This is a genomic window from Curvibacter sp. Hmag1.1, from assembly GCF_059769165.1.
The window spans coordinates 3,870,165-3,887,934 of record NZ_JBMBGX010000002.1 but is presented as its reverse complement, the minus strand read 5'-3'; the positions used below and the strand labels follow the sequence as shown (position 1 = coordinate 3,887,934).

18 protein-coding genes are annotated in these 17,770 nt (G+C 57.3%); 2 read left to right on the top strand and 16 right to left on the bottom strand.

The features are described 5' to 3' along the window. Nucleotides 1-12: 12 nt before the first annotated feature. Nucleotides 13-2,850, top strand: coding sequence for a CHASE domain-containing sensor histidine kinase (locus ACOAP0_RS18760; RefSeq protein WP_498391503.1), 2,838 nt, complete (start codon nt 13-15; stop codon nt 2,848-2,850). 63 nt (nt 2,851-2,913) lie between these two features. Here ACOAP0_RS18760 and ACOAP0_RS18755 read toward each other — a convergent pair whose 3' ends face one another. Next, on the bottom strand, nt 2,914-3,516 hold the full coding sequence (locus ACOAP0_RS18755) for a YdeI/OmpD-associated family protein (RefSeq protein ID WP_498377660.1): 603 nt from the start codon (nt 3,514-3,516) through the stop codon (nt 2,914-2,916). Between the two features lie 15 nt (nt 3,517-3,531). Further along, nucleotides 3,532-4,218, bottom strand: a complete 687-nt coding sequence (locus ACOAP0_RS18750; protein ID WP_498377659.1) for an ABC transporter ATP-binding protein — start codon at nt 4,216-4,218, stop codon at nt 3,532-3,534. Here ACOAP0_RS18750 and ACOAP0_RS18745 point away from each other — a divergent pair. Next, nucleotides 4,217-4,870, top strand: coding sequence for an arylesterase (locus tag ACOAP0_RS18745; protein WP_498377658.1), 654 nt, complete (start codon nt 4,217-4,219; stop codon nt 4,868-4,870). The two genes, ACOAP0_RS18750 and ACOAP0_RS18745, sit on opposite strands and share 2 nt — an antisense overlap. 54 nt (nt 4,871-4,924) lie before the next feature. Here the strand turns inward: ACOAP0_RS18745 and ACOAP0_RS18740 are convergent, their stop codons facing one another. From ACOAP0_RS18740 to ACOAP0_RS18675, 14 genes are all read right to left on the bottom strand, one after another. Beyond that, complete coding sequence (locus ACOAP0_RS18740) at nt 4,925-5,113, bottom strand: hypothetical protein (RefSeq protein ID WP_087493702.1); 189 nt, start codon at nt 5,111-5,113, stop codon at nt 4,925-4,927. Nucleotides 5,114-5,159: 46 nt separating this feature from the next. Next, on the bottom strand, nt 5,160-6,053 hold the full coding sequence (locus ACOAP0_RS18735) for a DUF2189 domain-containing protein (RefSeq protein ID WP_498377656.1): 894 nt from the start codon (nt 6,051-6,053) through the stop codon (nt 5,160-5,162). Nucleotides 6,054-6,106: 53 nt separating this feature from the next. After that, nucleotides 6,107-7,312, bottom strand: coding sequence for a PLP-dependent transferase (locus tag ACOAP0_RS18730; RefSeq protein WP_498377655.1), 1,206 nt, complete (start codon nt 7,310-7,312; stop codon nt 6,107-6,109). A 28-nt stretch (nt 7,313-7,340) separates the two neighbouring features. Continuing rightward, on the bottom strand, nt 7,341-7,865 hold the full coding sequence (locus ACOAP0_RS18725; protein WP_087493699.1) for a phosphoribosyltransferase: 525 nt from the start codon (nt 7,863-7,865) through the stop codon (nt 7,341-7,343). Nucleotides 7,866-7,939: 74 nt separating this feature from the next. Then, on the bottom strand, nt 7,940-9,316 hold the full coding sequence (locus tag ACOAP0_RS18720) for an adenylosuccinate synthase (protein ID WP_087493698.1): 1,377 nt from the start codon (nt 9,314-9,316) through the stop codon (nt 7,940-7,942). 11 nt (nt 9,317-9,327) lie between these two features. Then, nucleotides 9,328-10,476, bottom strand: coding sequence for an ATP phosphoribosyltransferase regulatory subunit (locus ACOAP0_RS18715; protein WP_498377654.1), 1,149 nt, complete (start codon nt 10,474-10,476; stop codon nt 9,328-9,330). Between the two features lie 55 nt (nt 10,477-10,531). Continuing rightward, nucleotides 10,532-10,723, bottom strand: a complete 192-nt coding sequence (locus tag ACOAP0_RS18710) for a DUF2065 domain-containing protein (protein WP_498377809.1) — start codon at nt 10,721-10,723, stop codon at nt 10,532-10,534. 1 nt (nt 10,724) lies between these two features. Next, on the bottom strand, nt 10,725-11,627 hold the full coding sequence (gene hflC / locus ACOAP0_RS18705; RefSeq protein WP_498377653.1) for a protease modulator HflC: 903 nt from the start codon (nt 11,625-11,627) through the stop codon (nt 10,725-10,727). Nucleotides 11,628-11,636: 9 nt separating this feature from the next. Continuing rightward, entirely contained in the window at nt 11,637-13,007 is a 1,371-nt protein-coding gene (gene hflK / locus ACOAP0_RS18700; RefSeq protein ID WP_498377652.1) for an FtsH protease activity modulator HflK, read from the bottom strand. Nucleotides 13,008-13,045: 38 nt separating this feature from the next. Further along, complete coding sequence (gene hflX / locus ACOAP0_RS18695) at nt 13,046-14,218, bottom strand: GTPase HflX (protein WP_481874050.1); 1,173 nt, start codon at nt 14,216-14,218, stop codon at nt 13,046-13,048. Between the two features lie 52 nt (nt 14,219-14,270). Beyond that, nucleotides 14,271-14,516, bottom strand: coding sequence for an RNA chaperone Hfq (gene hfq / locus ACOAP0_RS18690; protein WP_313866398.1), 246 nt, complete (start codon nt 14,514-14,516; stop codon nt 14,271-14,273). 116 nt (nt 14,517-14,632) lie between these two features. Continuing rightward, complete coding sequence (gene der / locus ACOAP0_RS18685) at nt 14,633-15,970, bottom strand: ribosome biogenesis GTPase Der (RefSeq protein ID WP_481874051.1); 1,338 nt, start codon at nt 15,968-15,970, stop codon at nt 14,633-14,635. Between the two features lie 12 nt (nt 15,971-15,982). Then, entirely contained in the window at nt 15,983-17,077 is a 1,095-nt protein-coding gene (gene bamB, locus ACOAP0_RS18680) for an outer membrane protein assembly factor BamB (RefSeq protein ID WP_498377808.1), read from the bottom strand. A 38-nt stretch (nt 17,078-17,115) separates the two neighbouring features. After that, nucleotides 17,116-17,763, bottom strand: a complete 648-nt coding sequence (locus ACOAP0_RS18675) for a YfgM family protein (RefSeq protein WP_498377650.1) — start codon at nt 17,761-17,763, stop codon at nt 17,116-17,118. Between the last annotated feature and the right edge of the window lie 7 nt (nt 17,764-17,770).

The following is a 17,770-nucleotide window of genomic DNA, read 5'->3' as shown; positions in this document are numbered from 1 at the left end:
TTTTCTAATTCCATGAGCACCACCAACATCGCTGGACTCACTGTAGGCAAGCCTGCGGCGTGGCTCATGGCATTGCCGCCATTGGCAGCCAACGCAGTGTGCGCGGTGGCCTATGTGCTGGTGGCAACGCTGGTGCACTTGCTGTTTGCCTTGCCCAACCCGCTTCTGGTGGCTGGCACTGCGGCTTCGGGAGTCGCAGTAGCAGGGGCCCTGATGTGTGGGCGCAAGGTTTTGCCCGGCCTGTGGTTGGCACGCCTGGTGTGGGACCTCTGGCTGATGGAAGGCACTTCCGGGTCCAGAGAATGGGCACTTGCCAGCCTGGGGGCTTGTGCTCTGGTGCTGCAAACTGAAGTGGCGCGTGTCGCCGTGTTGGCATTGCAAATCCTGCCCAGCAAACTGCGGCGTCTGCGCAAAAGCCTGCAGATCTGTGGCGCGGGGCTGCTCGCGACCAGTGCGGGTACCGCCCTGTACCTGCTGGTTCTGTCCCAGATGCAGGAGGCCGCAGCCGTACACCATTGGGGCCTGCAAGCTGCTGGGCTGCTACTGCCCGAATGGGCCGGCATCGCCATCCTCTTGCCTCTGACCATTCTGTGGCTGCAGGATGATGCATGGCAGGAACCCCGCAAGTGGCGTGTGAGCACACTGCTGGCATTGGGCGGTGCACTCACTCTGGGCATCACCGCGCGCGCCGTGTGGACCGACGAACAACAAACACTGGCCCGCTTTCAGGACTCGAACACTGCGTTGGCCCAACGTCTGAATGCCGATTTCCGCAGTGCGCATCAGTCGGTGCAGATACTGCAGAGCCACTTGCGCAATGCGCCTCGAGAGACTGCCGCGCAATTCAGTGAGGTAGCCACTGCGATCCAGGCGAGCCATCCGCATGTGCAGGCGCTCAGTTGGAACCCCCTGATACCCCACGAACAGCGCAGTCAGTTCGAGAGGCGACTGCGTACTGAATACGGCCCGCAGGCAGCCCTGGTAGACCGGGCAACTGACGGCAGCCTGGTCCCCAGCCGGAAGGCCGACTTTTACGTCGCGGTGGAACACATTGCCCCCCTGGAGAAGAACCGCGCCGCTTTGGGCCTGAACATCCACGCCAATCCGGCACGGCGTGCTGCGATAGATAAGGTCCTGCGCAGCGGCGAGGCGGCAATTACCCCCCGCATTCAACTGGTGCAGGAAACCGGCAAATCATGGGGCGCGCTGTACCTGAGTCCTGTAGCACCAGCAGATACCCAGGCAAGTACGGGCCCCAAATCCACCCCTGTCGGCTTTGCGGTTGCGGTGCTGCGCATGGAAGATATCGTGGGCAGCGCTGTCGAGGGGCTGCGCTTTGCCAACTTTCGCCTTGCCAGTGGCGAGCCCCCCCGCCGCCGCGTGGTGCGCTACCAGTTTGTGGATCAGAACGAACCGGCCGAGACGCAAGCCCTGTACGAAGATGGTCAAGCTGCCAGGCCCCCTATCCGCGGCCTCTTGCACAACTTCAGCCTGCTCTCACTACCGGTACCGGCACCGGTGAGTCAGACCATTCATTTTGCCGACCGCAGCTATGCCCTGAAAGCCACACCCAGTGGGGACTTCTGGTTGGGCGAACTCAGCCGCACCCCATTTTTTGCACTGGGAACCGGCATATTGCTGACGTGGGTGACCTTGGCGGCCAGCCTGATGCTGACCGGATCCACCCAATTGCTGACCATCGCGGTAGAGCGGCGCACCCGCCAGCTGCAAGAGGCCGATGCGGCCCTGCAAACCACCAACTTACGGCTGCAACATCAGTCAGTCCAGCTGCGCTCGGTACTTGAGGCCATGGACCAGGGCTACATGGGTTTTGACGCCGATGGCGTGCTTGTGCTTGCGAACGACAAGAGCTTTGACCTGATCGCGCTGCCGCCCGGCGAAGAGCGCGAGAGCTACCTGACTGTGGCCCGCCATATCGGACGCAACTTCCAGCTGGCGCAGGCGCAGGCGCTGTCGGTGGCGCAAAGCATGTTGAGTGTGCGCAACAACAAAGAACACCATGTGTACCGCGACCTGGTGCCAGTCAAACCTGATGCGGTGGCCAGCTACCTCGACATGCGCGTTCACACCTTTGAAGACCCAGCCCTGCGCACCATCGTCCTGCTGCACGACACCACGCCCGAGATGCAGCTGGAACGCTCCAAGTCGCAATTCATGTCTTTTGCAGCTCATGAAATCCGCACGCCACTGACCGTGATCCATGGTTATGCAGACCTGCTGGCTACGCGAGCCCAGAGTGCGGACAGCGTCAAAGAAATGGGCCAGCAGATCTTGCGTAAATCCCAGGGACTGAATCAGTTGCTCCAACGCATGTTGGACCTGTCTGAGCTGGACATGAATGGTCTGGACATCAAGCGCACCCGCATCACCGACCTTGGGGCCCTTTGCGCGATGGCCGCCCGCGGCCTTCAGTTACCCGAGGGCCGTGAGCCGCCTGTGCTTGAGCACCAGGACCCGATCCCTTGGTGTCGTGTCGACCCGGTGGCGATCACCATGGCGGTCACGGAACTCCTGCACAACGCCTATGCCTTCAGCCCTGCGGGCACTCCGGTCACAATCAATGTGGGCCCGCTGAATGAAGATGTAGACAACCCCGGTGGTGTGCGTATCCGCATCCGTGATCAGGGACAAGGCATGACGCATGAAGTGCAGCAACACATCTTTGAGCGCTTCTATCGTGCAGACAGCTCCGGCAAGCACCCCGGATTCGGCCTGGGCCTGAGCACCGCCAAACTGATTGCGGACCTGCACAAAGCCCAACTCCACATTGAAAGCACGCCGCTGCAAGGCACTGTGGTGACAATAGACATCCCTCAAGGGGACGTTTGAATAAAAACAAGTTGTAGCGCCCATCGCATATGCGTGAGCAGCTTCACTTTTGATAGCAGCAGACTACTTGACGGGCTTGCGCCACTGATTGGCGCGCTCATTGGTCGCAGCCAGCCGCGCTGTCTCCTGCACCCGCTTGTCCCGTGTGGCCGGAGTTTTGGCCTGGCTGATCCACTCCAGGATGCTGCGCTTGACCGAACGGGGGAAAGCTTCAAAGAAGCCGGCAGCGCCGGTATAGGCGTCTAGTGCCAGTTGTAGATCGTGGGGGACGGACAAGGCCTCGACCGCGTCGAGTGCGAACCATGAGCCGTCGGCTCGAGCTTTTTCCACCTTGGCCAAACCGGGAGCAGCCATGCGACCGGCGGCCAGCGCACGCTCAATGCGCTGTTTGTTGGCGGCAGACCAGCCTGTGCCCGCTTTGCGAGGCGAGAACCACAACATGGCTCGCTCCGCATCCAGCGTCTTGGGCTTGCTGTCAATCCAGCCGAAGCACAAAGCTTCTTCCACCGCCTCGTCATAGCTCATGCAGCTACGGCCGGTGTCCTTCTTGAAGCTCACCAGCCAAATACCGGTATCCCGCCCATGGTTCTGGCTCAACCACTGGCGCCATGCATCGCGTGAAGCAGGCTGGAATGCGTTGTCCGGGAGCACTCCTGAATCCGGCATGACACCCACCTCTAATCAGGCCGCCACTGCCTCTGGGACTACCCGACCTGCCTCGATCAGAATGCGGCGGTCGCAACGCGCAGCGATGCTTCGGTCATGCGTCACCAGAACCAGGGTGGTGCCTTGCTCGCGGTTGAGGTCGAACATCAGTTCCATGATTTTTTCGCCGGTGGCAAAGTCCAGGCTGCCAGTGGGCTCGTCGGCCAACAACACGGCTGGCTTGACCACAAAGGCGCGCGCCAGCGCGACCCGCTGTTGTTCTCCCCCGGAAAGTACCTTGGGGTAAGAGTTCAAGCGCTGGGACAGGCCCACGCGTGACAGCATCTCGGTGGCGGCAGCACGGGCGTCTTTGCGGCCATCCAGTTCCAGGGGCAGCATCACGTTTTCCAGTGCAGTCAGATTGCCCAGCAGCTGAAAACTCTGGAACACGAAACCCACCTGCCGGGCACGCAGCGCGGCTCGGGCATCTTCGTCCAGGACGAATATGTCCTGCCCGGCCAAGCGCACGGTGCCGCCCGTGGGCGTATCGAGACCGGCAATGATGGACAACAAGGTACTCTTGCCGGAGCCCGAAGCCCCCACAATGGCTGCGGTCTCACGGGCATTGAGTGCAAAATCAATGTCGCGCAGGATCTCCAGCGTGCCGGTGGAATCTGTCACCGCCTTGAAAACATGCTCAACCGAAATAATGGAATCACTCATGGGGCTCTCTGTAGTTCGTAGACACTGTATCGCGCTGCTCATTTTGGCCTCTTTTGCAGGGGCAAACACAGCGCATGCCAAAGAGTCCCCTGCATCTGCCAAAGTGCTGGTGCTGGGCGACTCCCTCAGCGCGGAGTACGGGCTCAAACGCGGTACCGGCTGGGTCGCCCTGATGGAGCAGCGTATCGCCGCCGACAAAGTAGCCGCCACCGTGGTAAACGCCAGCATCAGCGGGGACACCACCTCCGGTGGCAGATCCCGCTTGCCTGCCCTGTTGGCGCAACACAAACCTACTGTGGTCGTAATTGAGCTGGGTGGGAACGATGCCTTGCGCGGCCTGCCATTGAGCATGACGCAAGACAACCTGCTCGCCATGACCCAAGCGGCCCAGGCCAGTGGAGCCAAGGTGCTATTGGCCGGCATGCAGGTGCCGCCGAACTACGGCCAGGACTACACCAAACGTTTCAGTGAGACGTTTTCCACCGTAGCCAAAACGACGAAGGCGGCGCTCGTTCCATTTTTGCTCAAGGGTGTGGCCGATGTTCCGAATGCAGCAGCCCTGTTTCAAGCAGACCGGATCCACCCCAAGGAAGAAGCGCACCCGACCATCCTCAACACCATGTGGCCGGCAATAAAAAACCTCTTGCGGTAGGAGCACCACAAGAGGTCTGGCCGCTGAGGAGAGGCGGTCGGCGGGCAATAGCGATCAGGCTTGGGGAGTTTCAGTAGGCGCCTCAGCGCCCGCCGAGGCAGCTTGTTCAGCCGCTTCATTGGGGGTCAACTCCACGCCGTCGCCCGTCTTGCGCTCGGCTTTTTGCTTGAGCTTTTCTTCTTTCTTTTTGCGTTTGGCCAGTTCTTTCTGACGCTTTTCGTATCCGTAGTTGGGTGTTGCCAAAGTGTGCTTTCGTTAATTGAAGCCACTTTAACACCTTGCCGCGCACTCACGGCGACGCGACAGGGTTTTCGACCGGGTTCGCCGGACTTTCATCGGCGGGCCACTGCACAGCGCCGCGATAGGCATGCCAGGTCGCATGGCCCAACCAAGGCCCCACCAGCAGCAAGCCAAGGTGCCAGGGCAACGCCATGGCGACCGCGAGCAGGCCGGTTAGCAAAGCGCCCCACAAAATCATGACGCCCGTGTTCTTCAAAAAAACCTCAATGCTGGTGATAGCGGCAGAAATGGCATCGGTGTCCCTGTCCAGAATCATGGGGATGGACACGACGGTCAGCGCAAAGACCAACATGGCAAATCCACCGCCGACCACGGCATACGCGAATACAAATTCCAGGTTCTGCGGATTGAACACCGCTTGCACTACGCCGGTCGTAGAGGGCATGCCGGTATTGAAAAACACCGCAAACACCACCAGCGATGCCCTGCCCCACAGCAACTCCAACACGATGAGCACCAGCACCAGCATGGCCATGCTGGGAACATGACGGTCCCAACAAACGATGGAGGCACCCAGCGCAGGCGTCAAGCCTTCATCGCGACGGCGGCTGACCTCATAGAGGCCCATGGCCAAAAACGGGCCAACCAATAAACAACCGGAGGCAATGGTCATGGTGTACTCCGGGCTGTTTCTGAACACGGCGCCGAGAACCAGCGCCATGGTGGTGAACGCAACGCCATAAAAGAGTGCAATGCCGGGATGAGCCATGAGGTCACCCGCTCCCCGCCGCAGCCACCGGAAAGGATCCATCAACTTCAACGGGAGAATCGTCTTCCGGGGCGCCTCGGAGGGCGGTGGCACATATGGAGCCGGCTCCAAATCAGGCGAGCGCACGGTACTGATGGCATCAAGAGATTCGGTAGGCGAGGAAGTGGTGCTCATGCGCGGCAGGTTACGCCGACACCTGCTACTTGCCTACTCAGGAAAACGCGCAGTCAGCGCAAGACTTCCAGTGCCTGCGCAATGTCGGCCTGCAAGTCGGCCACATCTTCAAGTCCTATAGAGAAGCGCACCAGCGTTCCCCGCAGAAGATGCTCCGGCCAGGCCGTACGCATGCTTTCCAGTTCGTAGGGCACCACCAAGCTGATGGGGCCACCCCAGCTGTAGCCCAACCTGAACAGCTTGAGAGCGTCGCAAAAGGCATCTGTTTGGGCTTGGGTAAACCGGGCGTCCAGCATCACACTGAAGAGACCGGCGGCTTTGCCCTCTTCGCCACCTGTCAAGGCCATCCAGTGGCTATGCCCGGGGGACTCAGGCAAGGCCGGATGCAGCACCTGCACAAACTCCGGCTGGGTTTGGGCCCATGCCGCGAGGCTGCGTGTGGCCACATCGTGTGCGCGGTAACGCAAACCGATGGTTGGCAAGGAGCGCAGAACAGCTTCCACGTCGTTCATGCCAACCCCGATACCGAAGCGCATATGGGTCAGCTTGAGCTTGAGGTGCAGTCCGGGGTTGCGGGTGATCACACTGCCCATCAATACATCGCCACCGCCGCTCGGATACTTGGTCAAGGCATGTGCCGAGACGTCTACGGCCACCGGGCTGCTGGCACCGGGAACCAGGTCAAACGGGTTGAAGGCCAAGCCTGCGCCCCAGGTGTTGTCGAGCGCGGTGAGCACCTTGCGGCGCTGGCAAATCCGCACCATTTCAACAATGTTGGGAAACTCCAGGCTCACAGAGCCCGCCGCCTCCAGCCACACCAGCTTGGTACGGCTCGAAATCTGGGCTTCCAGATCCTCGGGGTCCATCGGGTTGTAGTACTGGTGGGTAATCCCCCACCCCATCAACTCGCCTTCGACGATGGACTTGTTCGGTCCATACGCGTTATCCGGCAAGAGGACCTCGTCGCCGCTTTTCAACAAAGACAGCGCCACCAGTCCCAGCGCCGCGAGGCCACTGGGAACCAACAAACACTCTTTGCCTCCCTCCAGGGTCGCGAGGCGCTCTTCAAGCGCATAGCTGGTGGGCGTGCCGTGCAAGCCGTAGGTGTAGGCGGACTTGTCCTTCCATTCGCGGCTGCGCATCGCGGCCACAGTAGGGAAGAACACCGTAGACGCCTTGAAAACGCCGGGTTGCGGCGCTTCAAAGCCAGCTGGTGGCTGGTACGGATGGTGAATGAGGTGGGTGATCCGGTCTGTCATGCGGCGATATCCGTGAAGCGCTGGAACGTCAAACGCTCCACTTCTGGATCAGCTGCTGGGGACGCAGGGAGTCGTAGCTCTCAAATGGCTGGTGAATCCAGGGGTTGGTCGGCAGGAACTCCACCGAGTAGTCAGGCGTAAACACGCTCACCGCCTTGGTCCAGATCACCGCGCTACGCAACTCGGTGATCGGTGCATAGTTGTTGCGGAGCTGATTGATCACCGCGTTCAAGGTGTGACCGGAATCCGCCAAGTCGTCAACCAGCAGCACTTTGCCGGCGATTTCACCCTTAGGAGTGGTGATGTAGCGGGCAATGTCAAGGTTGCCTTGCTGGGTGCCGGCTTCAGCCCGGTAGGAGCTGGTGGACATGATGGCCAGTGGCTTGTCGAACACGCGGGACAAGATGTCGCCAGGGCGCATGCCCCCGCGTGCGAGGCACAAGATGGTGTCGAACTCCCAACCGGACTGGAACACTTTGATGGCCAGTTTTTCGATCAGGTTGTGGTACTCGTCGTAACTTACGTAGAGGTGCTTGCCGTCTTCAGTCAACATCAGAGTGCTCCTAAAAAAGTAGCTGCTCGCGCAGTTTTCACGGGGGTTACAGGCATAAAAGGCATCAAACCAACTTACTCGGGCAGGTAGGGGTGACGCATCATGATGGTGTGATCGCGATCCGGACTGGTGGAGACCATGTGGATAGGCACGCCGGTGACTTGTTCGATACGCTGCAGATACAAGCGGGCGGCTACGGGCAGCTTGTCGTATTGCGTTACGCCTACGGTGCTGTCGCTCCAACCTTCCAGAACTTCGTAGATCGGCTTACAGCGCTCGATTTCATCTGCTCCCATGGGCAGAATGTCGACCTTTTCGCCGTCCACTTCATAGCCGGTACACAGCATCAATTCCTTGAGACCATCCAACACATCGAGCTTGGTGATACACAGGCCGGACAAACCGTTGACTTGGGCGGAACGCTTGAGCAATGCGGCATCAAACCAGCCGCAACGGCGTGAGCGACCGGTAGTCACGCCCTTTTCAGCACCCACGGTGCTCATGTGGTAGCCGGGTGTGCCGGGCACTTCCCACTCCAACTCGGTGGGGAACGGACCGCCGCCCACACGGGTGCAGTAGGCCTTGGTAATGCCGAGGATGTAATGCAACATGCCGGGACCGACACCGGAGCCTGCTGCAGCATTCCCTGCCACGCAGTTACTGGAGGTGACGTAGGGATAAGTGCCGTGGTCCACGTCCAGCAATGTGCCTTGGGCACCTTCGAACAAGAGGTTGGCGCCTGCCAAATGGGCCTCGTTCAACTCTCGCGAAACATCAGCCATCATGGGCTTGAGCAAGGCAGCGTGTTCCATCGCTTGCTGGAATACTGCTTCAAACTGCACGCGGCCATTGGCCATGAAAGGCGCCAACAAAGGGCCGAAATCGAACGCCTCGGAACCAAGGTAGGTGGCGAGAACGTGGTTATGCAAGTCCAGCAGTTCGCGCAGCTTGGCCGCGAAACGCTCAGGGTGTTTCAAGTCTTGAACGCGCAAGGCACGTCGTGCAATCTTGTCTTCATAAGCGGGGCCGATACCCCGGCCTGTGGTGCCGATCTTGGCCGTACCGCCCTTTTCGCGGAAGGCTTCACGAGCCACATCCAGCGCCACGTGGAAAGGCAGAATCAACGGGCAAGCTTCGCTGATGCGCAGGCGTGAGCGCACTTCCACACCGGCTTTTTCCAGACCTTCAATTTCTTCAAACAACTTGCCTGCAGACAACACGACGCCGTTGCCAATGTAGCATTTAACGCCAGGGCGCATGATGCCGGAAGGAATAAGGTGCAAGGCTGTTTTGACGCCATTGATGACCAGCGTGTGGCCCGCGTTGTGACCACCTTGGAAGCGGACGACCCCTTGGGCGCTTTCGGTGAGCCAATCGACCAGCTTGCCCTTGCCTTCATCGCCCCACTGGGTGCCGACGACCACTACATTTCGACCTTTGGTTGTATTCATTTCGCTCTGGATTAAATAGCTGTTACGACCCACTGACCAGCGGCTTGCACCAGCTCACGGTCGCAATGGAACTCATCGACTTCACTTTCGTGTCCGGGAAGGACACACACCACGGTTTCGCCCTGCCGGCGCAAATCCGCAATTGCTGCTCGCAAGGCCGCAGCCTCACCCCAAGGCGCGCGAATCGCAGCCCGCAGGGGGCGCACTTCGGCTGCTTGGGCCAATACCTTGACATCCAAACTGAAGCCCACGGCAGGACGTTTGCGCCCGAACACCGACCCGACCTCGTCATACCGGCCACCACGGGCCAAGGCGTCACTCGCCCCTGCTGCATAAATCGAAAAGCGCATACCGGTGTAGTAGGCATAACCGCGCAAATCGGCAAGGTCAATTGACACCTTCACACCCTCAAGATGACCTGCCAGCCATTGCAGATGGTCCAGCGCTTGGCTAATTCCTGGCAAGGCCGGCAATTCTTTGCGAGCCTGCTGAAGCACATCTGCGTTGCCGTACAGGTTGACGAGGCTACGCAAAGCAGCGCCGACAGTCTGTGGGCAGGATTGCGTCAGCTCTGTCAATGCACTGCTGTCTTTGGATGTGAGAGCAGAAAGGACTTCGTTCTTCTGAGAGCTGCTCAAACCGGATTCATCGAGCAAACTGCCCACGATGCGGGCGTCCGCCATGTCCACGGTGAGTGCGCCGACCTTACAGGCCTTGAGTGCGTCCAAGGTGAGTGTCAACACTTCCAGGTCAGCCTCCAGCCCTGCATGACCATAGATCTCTGCGCCGAACTGCAAGGGTTCGCGAGTCGCATGAGGGGCAGCAGGTCGGGTATGCAATACAGGCCCGCAGTAGCAAAGACGGGTGACTCCGCTGCGGTTCAACAAGTGCGCATCTATGCGGGCCACTTGGGGCGTGCTATCAGCACGCAAACCCATCATGCGGCCGGATATCTGATCGACCAGTTTGAAGGTCTGTAAATCCAACGCTTCACCGGTACCAGAGAGCAATGACTCCAGATGCTCCAGCATAGGTGGCATCACGAGCTCGTAGCCATAGCAACGGGCCATGTCCAGCAGATCTCGACGTATTTCTTCGATGTGGCGGGCCTCGGAAGGCAGCACATCGGCAATGTGATCCGGGAGGACCCAAGCAGACATGGAATTGAGGGGAGGCTGTTAAAACCGAGATTTTACCGGCCTTGAGGCCCGGATTTCAGGGCAACAGCCACCAAATGCAGACTAATCCGCACAGGATGCTGCATAAGCCGAAGAAACGTATCTGCCCATCCTGCAATTGCAGGAGCTGGGAAAACAGTTTGCGCCACCCTTGGGGTGACGCAAAAGGAAACAAACCTTCAAGCACCAGCACCAAAGCCAGTGCCATCCAAACCGCGTCAGCGTTCACGCTACTTTTTGGCTGCAGGCGCAGCACCGCCACCGTTACGGAAGGTCTTGAAGAACTCAGAACCGGAGGGATCCAGAACCATCACATCGCTCTTGTTGGCGAAACTACTCTTGTAGGCCTCCAAGCTGCGATAAAACTGGGCAAACTGAGGATCTTTGCCGAAGGCGTCTGCGTAAATGCGAGCAGCCTCTGCATCCCCCTCACCCTTGATTTTCTGGGCGTCACGATAGGCGTTGGCGATAGCAATTTCACGCTGGCGATCTGCATCGGCCCGGATTTTTTCGCCTTCTGCCGCACCGGTTGAGCGCAATTCATTGGCCACGCGCTTTCGCTCGGCTTCCATGCGGCGATAGACGGACTCTGTGATGGCCTCTACATAATCTACCCGGGTAATTCGGACGTCCACGACATCCACACCCCATGGTTTGGCTCCGCGTACTTTGTCCAAAACCTCCGCCTTCACGTCCGACATCAACGCTTCGCGCTTGAGGGACAGGAGTTCTTTGACCGTACGCTTGTTGATCTCTTCCTGGAACGCATTACGCACCACCCGGTTCAACTGGCTGGCTCCGGCGCTCTCATTCAAGCCCACGTTGCGGATGTAATCCGATGGTTCAGTAATGCGCCAACGCACATACCAGTCAATGACCACACGCTGTTTTTCGGCCGTGAGCATGGGCTCGGCATCTGTGCTGTCCAAGGTCAACAAGCGCTTGTCGATATAGGACACATTCTGGAAAGGTGGCGGAAGCTTGAAGTTCAAGCCGGGCTCGGTGATCACTTCCTTGATTTGACCCAAGGCATAGACCACGCCGAATTGACGCTGATCCACCACGAACAAGGTGGAACTTGCCAGTGCCAACAGCACCAGCAACGAAGAGAAGATAAGTCCAATACGGTTCATAGTGTTGTCCTAGCGCACGTCGCGTTCACGGGTTCTCGCGGCATCGCGGCTGCGTGGATCGTTGTTGCCCAAAGCTGCCGCAGGCGCTGCAGGAGCAGACTGCGTGGATGTAACGGGACCGGAAGCCGGTTCAGCCGCAGCAGGCGCACCTGTCATCTGTAGCACTTTGTCCAAAGGCAGATAAAGCAAATTCCCACCCTGCTTGGAATCCACAATGACCTTGGTCACGTTACTGTAAATCTGTTGCATGGTGTCCAAGTACATACGGTCGCGCATGACTTGGGGTGCCTTCTGGTATTCGGCATACACCGAGCGGAAACGTTGGGCATCACCTTGGGCCTGTGCTACTACCCGGGCCTTGTAGGCGTCTGCCTCTTCCTTCAATCGGGATGCAGAACCCACGGCGCGGGGAACTACATCGTTGGCATAGGCTTGGGCTTCGTTCTTGGCGCGTTCGCGCTCTTGCCCGGCCTTCAAGACATCATCAAACGATGACTGCACTTGTTCAGGTGGGCGAACTCCGCCTTGTTGAAGGTTGACCCCGACCACCTCAACGCCAACCTTGTAGCGATCCAGAATGGTTTGCATCAGGGCTCGCACACGTGGAGCAATCTGATCGCGCTCTTCAGAGAGCGCTGCGTCCATCTTCATCTTGCCCATCACCTCACGGATCGCTGTTTCGGCGGCCTGAACCACCGCCTCGCTGGGATTTTTGCTCTCAAACAAGAAAGCCCGCGCATCGCTCAAACGGTATTGCACTGCGAATTTGATATCGAGAATGTTTTCGTCCTCGGTCAGCATCGCAGACTCTTTCAGGCCGGTGGCTTTGAGGACTACATCGCGACCCACATCTACTGAGCGGATTTGACTCACGAATACCAATTCATGCTTCTCAATCGGGTATGGAAGACGCCAATTGAAACCCGCATTCACTGTGGATTTGTATTTTCCGAATTGCGTGATGACAGCCTGCTGGCCTTCTTGCACGATAAAGAAACCCGTGCCCAACCAGATCAGGACCAACACCCCAACAATCAAGCCAGCGCCAATACCAGCATTCTTCATGTCAGGTTGAAAGCCACCGCCATTGCCTCCAGCAGGCTTCTTGCCTCCGCCGAACAAGCCAGCCAGTTTCCGGTTGAAGTCCCTCCACAGCTCATCAAGATCGGGGGGACCGGATTGGGACGTATTTTTGGGGCCGCCGGACTGCGGACCCGCAACAGGCGAAGGCCGCTCCGCCTCGGGCTTGGCCTGACCCTCTGGGCCCTGCCCTTCCTGCTTGTCGTCACCGCGCCCCCAACGGGAATCGTTCAAATTGAACACATTACGCAACCAGGGTGCCAATGGCATGCTCTTCATTCGAAACGCAGATAGTTTCATGGAATCTTCTTTAGTGCTATGGGGCGCATTGTGCCAATTCACACACCGTCCCCAGAGGGCTCAGGGTGAATTGACGGCAAGTCATTCAAATCTGTCGCAGATTTCGCAATTTCAGCTAATTTTTGGCGCAGCAAAGGCATTCCGGTCAAGTTGCGCGCACTGACGAATATACGTGGAGTCTGTAGCCCCTCGATTTCATAGGTATCTTCCAAACGCAAGGGTTGTGCATCTGCGGAAATAGCGTCAACCTTGTTGAAGACCAACAATTGAGGAATGTCGTCGGCACCAATCTCTTTGAGTACTGCCTGGACCTGGGCGATTTGCTCCGGAAAGTCCACATTGGCAGCGTCTACGACATGAAGAAGCAAGTCGGCATCAATAGCCTCTTGCAAGGTTGCCTGAAAAGCATCCACTAAACCATGGGGCAAATCGCGAATGAATCCCACGGTGTCAGATAAAGATACCGATCGGTTGGCCTCACCGAGGTACAGTTGTCGCGTGGTAGTGTCCAAGGTTGCGAACAGCTGATCGGCAGCGTAGGCGCGTGCCTTTACCAACGCATTGAACAGCGTGGATTTGCCTGCGTTGGTATAGCCGATCAACGAAATGTTGAAAGCATCACGGCGCTCCCGTTGACGGCGTTGCGTCTGTCGCTGTCGCTTGACTTTGCTCAAACGCTCTTTGGTTCGCTTGATGTTCTCGCTGATCATCCGGCGGTCCAGTTCAATCTGGGTTTCACCGGGACCTCCGCGTGTTCCGATACCCCCTCGCTGACGCTCCAAATGAGACCAGCGGCGCACCAAGCGGGTACTGAGATACTGAAGTCGAGCCAACTCAACCTGCAACTTGCCCTCGTGGCTCCTCGCCCTTTGCGCGAAGATCTCAAGAATCAAGAAAGTCCGGTCATTGACCGGAAGCTGCATGTGCCGCTCCAGATTTCGTTGTTGACCGGGGCTGAGCGCCTGGTCAAACAAAATTTCGGTGGCACCGGTCTGCAGTGCCAGCTGTCGGATTTCCTCTGCTTTCCCGGAACCTACAAACAACGCTGCGTCTGGAGCGCGGCGTTTGCACACAACACGCCCCACAGGTTGCAATCCAGCTGTTTGAGCCAGAAGTCCGAGCTCTTCCAGCTCAGAATCGAAATTCGGACCACCCAGATCGACACCAACCAATATGGTCGGCGCCAATTTGCTTTCTTGGGGATTATTCAATGGGAGAAAAATTCACTGCAGGAGGATCCAAAGGATCCCCTCTTTTGAAGCATCAAGCAGATGCTGCTTCGTCGCCAGCGGCTGCCAGGTTCACTGCGCGTCCGGGAACAATAGTTGAAATGGCATGCTTGTAAACCATTTGTGTCACTGTATTGCGGAGCAAGACCACGTACTGGTCAAAAGATTCGATCTGTCCCTGTAACTTTATGCCGTTCACCAAATAAATGGAAACAGGCACATGTTCGCGACGCAAAGCGTTCAGGAAAGGATCTTGGAGGAGTTGGCCTTTGTTGCTCACGATATTCTCCGTGTTCAAAAAATGATAAGGGTTTGACGATACCACACATGCTTCGAGCCCCTCTTGCTGACGAGGCGTTTACGCACAGGGACCTGTCAGATAACTTGCTGCTTTACTTAATCTTTATCAGCAAATGGATTCTGAGAAGACTTCATTTCAATCCGTAAGGGAGTTCCAATCAAATTGAACTCCTTGCGGAAGCGACCCTCCAAAAACCGCTTGTAGGCTTCGGTAACGTGCTCAAGGGAGTTACCGTGAATCACAATAATGGGCGGATTCATCCCCCCTTGGTGGGCGTAACGCAATTTGGGCCGGTATGCACCGGTTTTCTTAGGTGTCTGGAATTGCACCGCCTCCAATAGCAGGCGGGTCAATACTGGTGTCGGCATCTTGCAATTGGCTGCTTTGTGCGCTTGAGCGATTGCTCCCCACAGCGGGCCTAGGCCCTGGCGTTTTTTAGCCGAAATAAGATGCAATGCAGCGAACTTCAAGAAGCCCAGACGGGTCTCTAAAGATCGTTTCACCAACTCGCGCTGGTATTCGTCGATCGCATCCCATTTGTTTACCGCCACAACCACAGCACGACCGGATTCCAGTATGTAGCCCGCTATGTGGGCGTCCTGGTCAGTTACGCCTTGTTCAGCGTCGATCAACAACAGGACCACGCTGGCAGACTCAATGGCCTGCAGCGTCTTGACGACCGAGAATTTCTCGATGGCCTCAAACACTTTGCCTTTTTTGCGCAATCCTGCGGTGTCTACCAACTCAAACTTCTGACCTTCCCGCTCAAAGGGGACAGAAATGGCATCCCGCGTGGTACCGGGCATATCAAATGCCACCAAACGCTCTTCACCCAACCATGTGTTAATCAGAGTCGATTTGCCTACGTTTGGTCTGCCGGCGACTGCAAGCTTAATCACGGAGGGATCAGAAGGCTCAGGGTCGTCCTCAGGCTCTTCAAGATGCAATGCGTCCAGTGCCATCTCGATCAAAGAGCGCATACCCTGACCATGGGCAGCAGATACCGGGAAGACCTCACCCAAGCCTAACTCAAAGAACTCAGCAAGTTGGGAGCCGGCTTTCATGCCTTCCGCCTTGTTGGCAACGACAAGGCACGGCTTACCAAGCTTTCTCAGATAGTTGCCGATGTCATGATCCTGCGCGGATAACCCCGCCCGAGCATCTACCACAAATACAACCACATCAGCCTCGGCAACCGCCTGCCGGGTTTGCTTCGCCATCTCTTTGAAGATGCCGCTCCCGGCATCGGGTTCAAAACCACCGGTATCGATGACGATGAATTCCTGCTTGCCGTGTTTGCCATTGCCGTAATGGCGGTCACGTGTCAATCCGGCATAGTCGGCAACGATCGCATCGCGGGTTTTCGTCAAGCGATTAAATAAGGTCGACTTCCCGACATTCGGGCGCCCCACAAGGGCGATAACTGGCTTCATTCGGGACCTCTCTTATTCTGGACGGAAGGCAAAAATACCTCCCTTTTGGGTCACAACGACCAACGTTTTTCCAGCAAGGACAGGCGACGCCCCCAGTGGTGAACCATCAAGCACCAAACGCCCTAAAGAGGAACCGTCTGTTTTCGACAGTAGGTGCACGAGTCCGGCACTGTCGGGTACCGCCAGAGTCTCTCCGAGGAGCAACGGTGTTCCCAAATCACGCCACTTCAAGCTCGCCAATTGCCATGCCACCTCACCATCAGCGCGGCGCCATGCTACGAGCCTGCCATCGGCCTCTGTACCAAACACTAACTTGTCATCGCCAGAAACACCAGTGAATCCGTTTGCAGCTCTGGACCAAATCACCTTTTGATTCGCCAGACTCACACACGCCACTGCATTCTGGTAGGCGCGGAGGCACACATCAGATCCCAAGCGACTGATTCCTGGCATAAGGTCCACCAGGCGATCGACCTCGTTGGTTCCTCGACTGACGGACACTGGAATTTCCCAACGCTGAATACCTGTCAATGGATTCAAACCCACTAACCACCCACCGATTCCTGCCACCAGGGTATCACCCACAGGGAAAAGCACAGCAGCCCGATCCAACACCAGGCTATCGCTCCCCCTTTGTTGTTGCCACAGGCGCTTACCCGTTTCGCTGTCAAAAGCAATAAGTGTCCGGTCGGGAGTGATCACAAATACGCGTCCACCGGCAACCAAAGGTGGCGTTACGGCGACTGAAGTCAATTTTTGTTGCCAGATCCGCTTCCCTTTCTGCAGTACAACCAACTCCCCGTCGGTCGTAACGACTGCAGTCTTTTCGCCATCTGCACCGACACCAGCCGAAATTTTCTTACCTATATCTGACGTCCAGCGGACGACCCCGGTATCTGAATCCAAGCTAAAAATTGATCCCGAACTGGATGCCACATATACGTCGGAGCCAACCAGCTTTACATCAAGCGGGAAACCGACTTCCCCAATCGATGAAGACCAGACCTTCTTCACTGCCAACAGTGAGGCTGCGGGAGCGAGTTCAGCAGGCTTGGGTTTGGACGGACCGGCGCAACCAGCCAACACAAAGGCCATTACCCCTACCATCAGAAAATCAGCGGTCCGTCGCATGTGCAGATTTCGACTCACTTCGATTCGCTGACACCCAGCGCAGCCAGTTTGACTTCCACCAGCCGGCGGTATTGATCACGCTCGGACAATTGCTTGATTGCGTCCTTGTACAGAGACACCGCTTCTTCGGCCTTACCCTGTGCCATCAGCAGGTCAGCCTTTTTGTCAGCAACGAGGCCCATGAACTCGAGGGGAAACTTGGCATCCAACGTCTTTGAAGCCGCATCAATACTCTTAGCTTCAATTAACAAACCCGCTAGTCGTATTCTCGCCAATGCCGCCAATCCTGGGTCTACGCTACTCTCAGCAACGGTGATCAACGCAGTTTGAGCCACGTCTGGTTTACCCGATAGGTAAGCCACTTTGGCAAGGGTGAGGCCTGCTTGCTGGGTATAGACGGTTGAGGGAAATCGCTGGCGCATATCTCCATAGGCACGGTCCGCGGCAGCAACATCGCCACCAGCAATCACACGATCCACTTCTTCATACATGGCAGAAGCTTGCTCGGCCTGCCGCTTGGACCACCACTGATAACCATTCCACGCGGCAAAGGCACCAAACACGATGATCAACAGCCAGGAAATTGCGTTCCCATACTGCTTCCAAAAATGTTTCAGTTGATCGAGTTGCTCTTGTTCTTCGAGATCTAAATGATTTGCCATGTTGAAC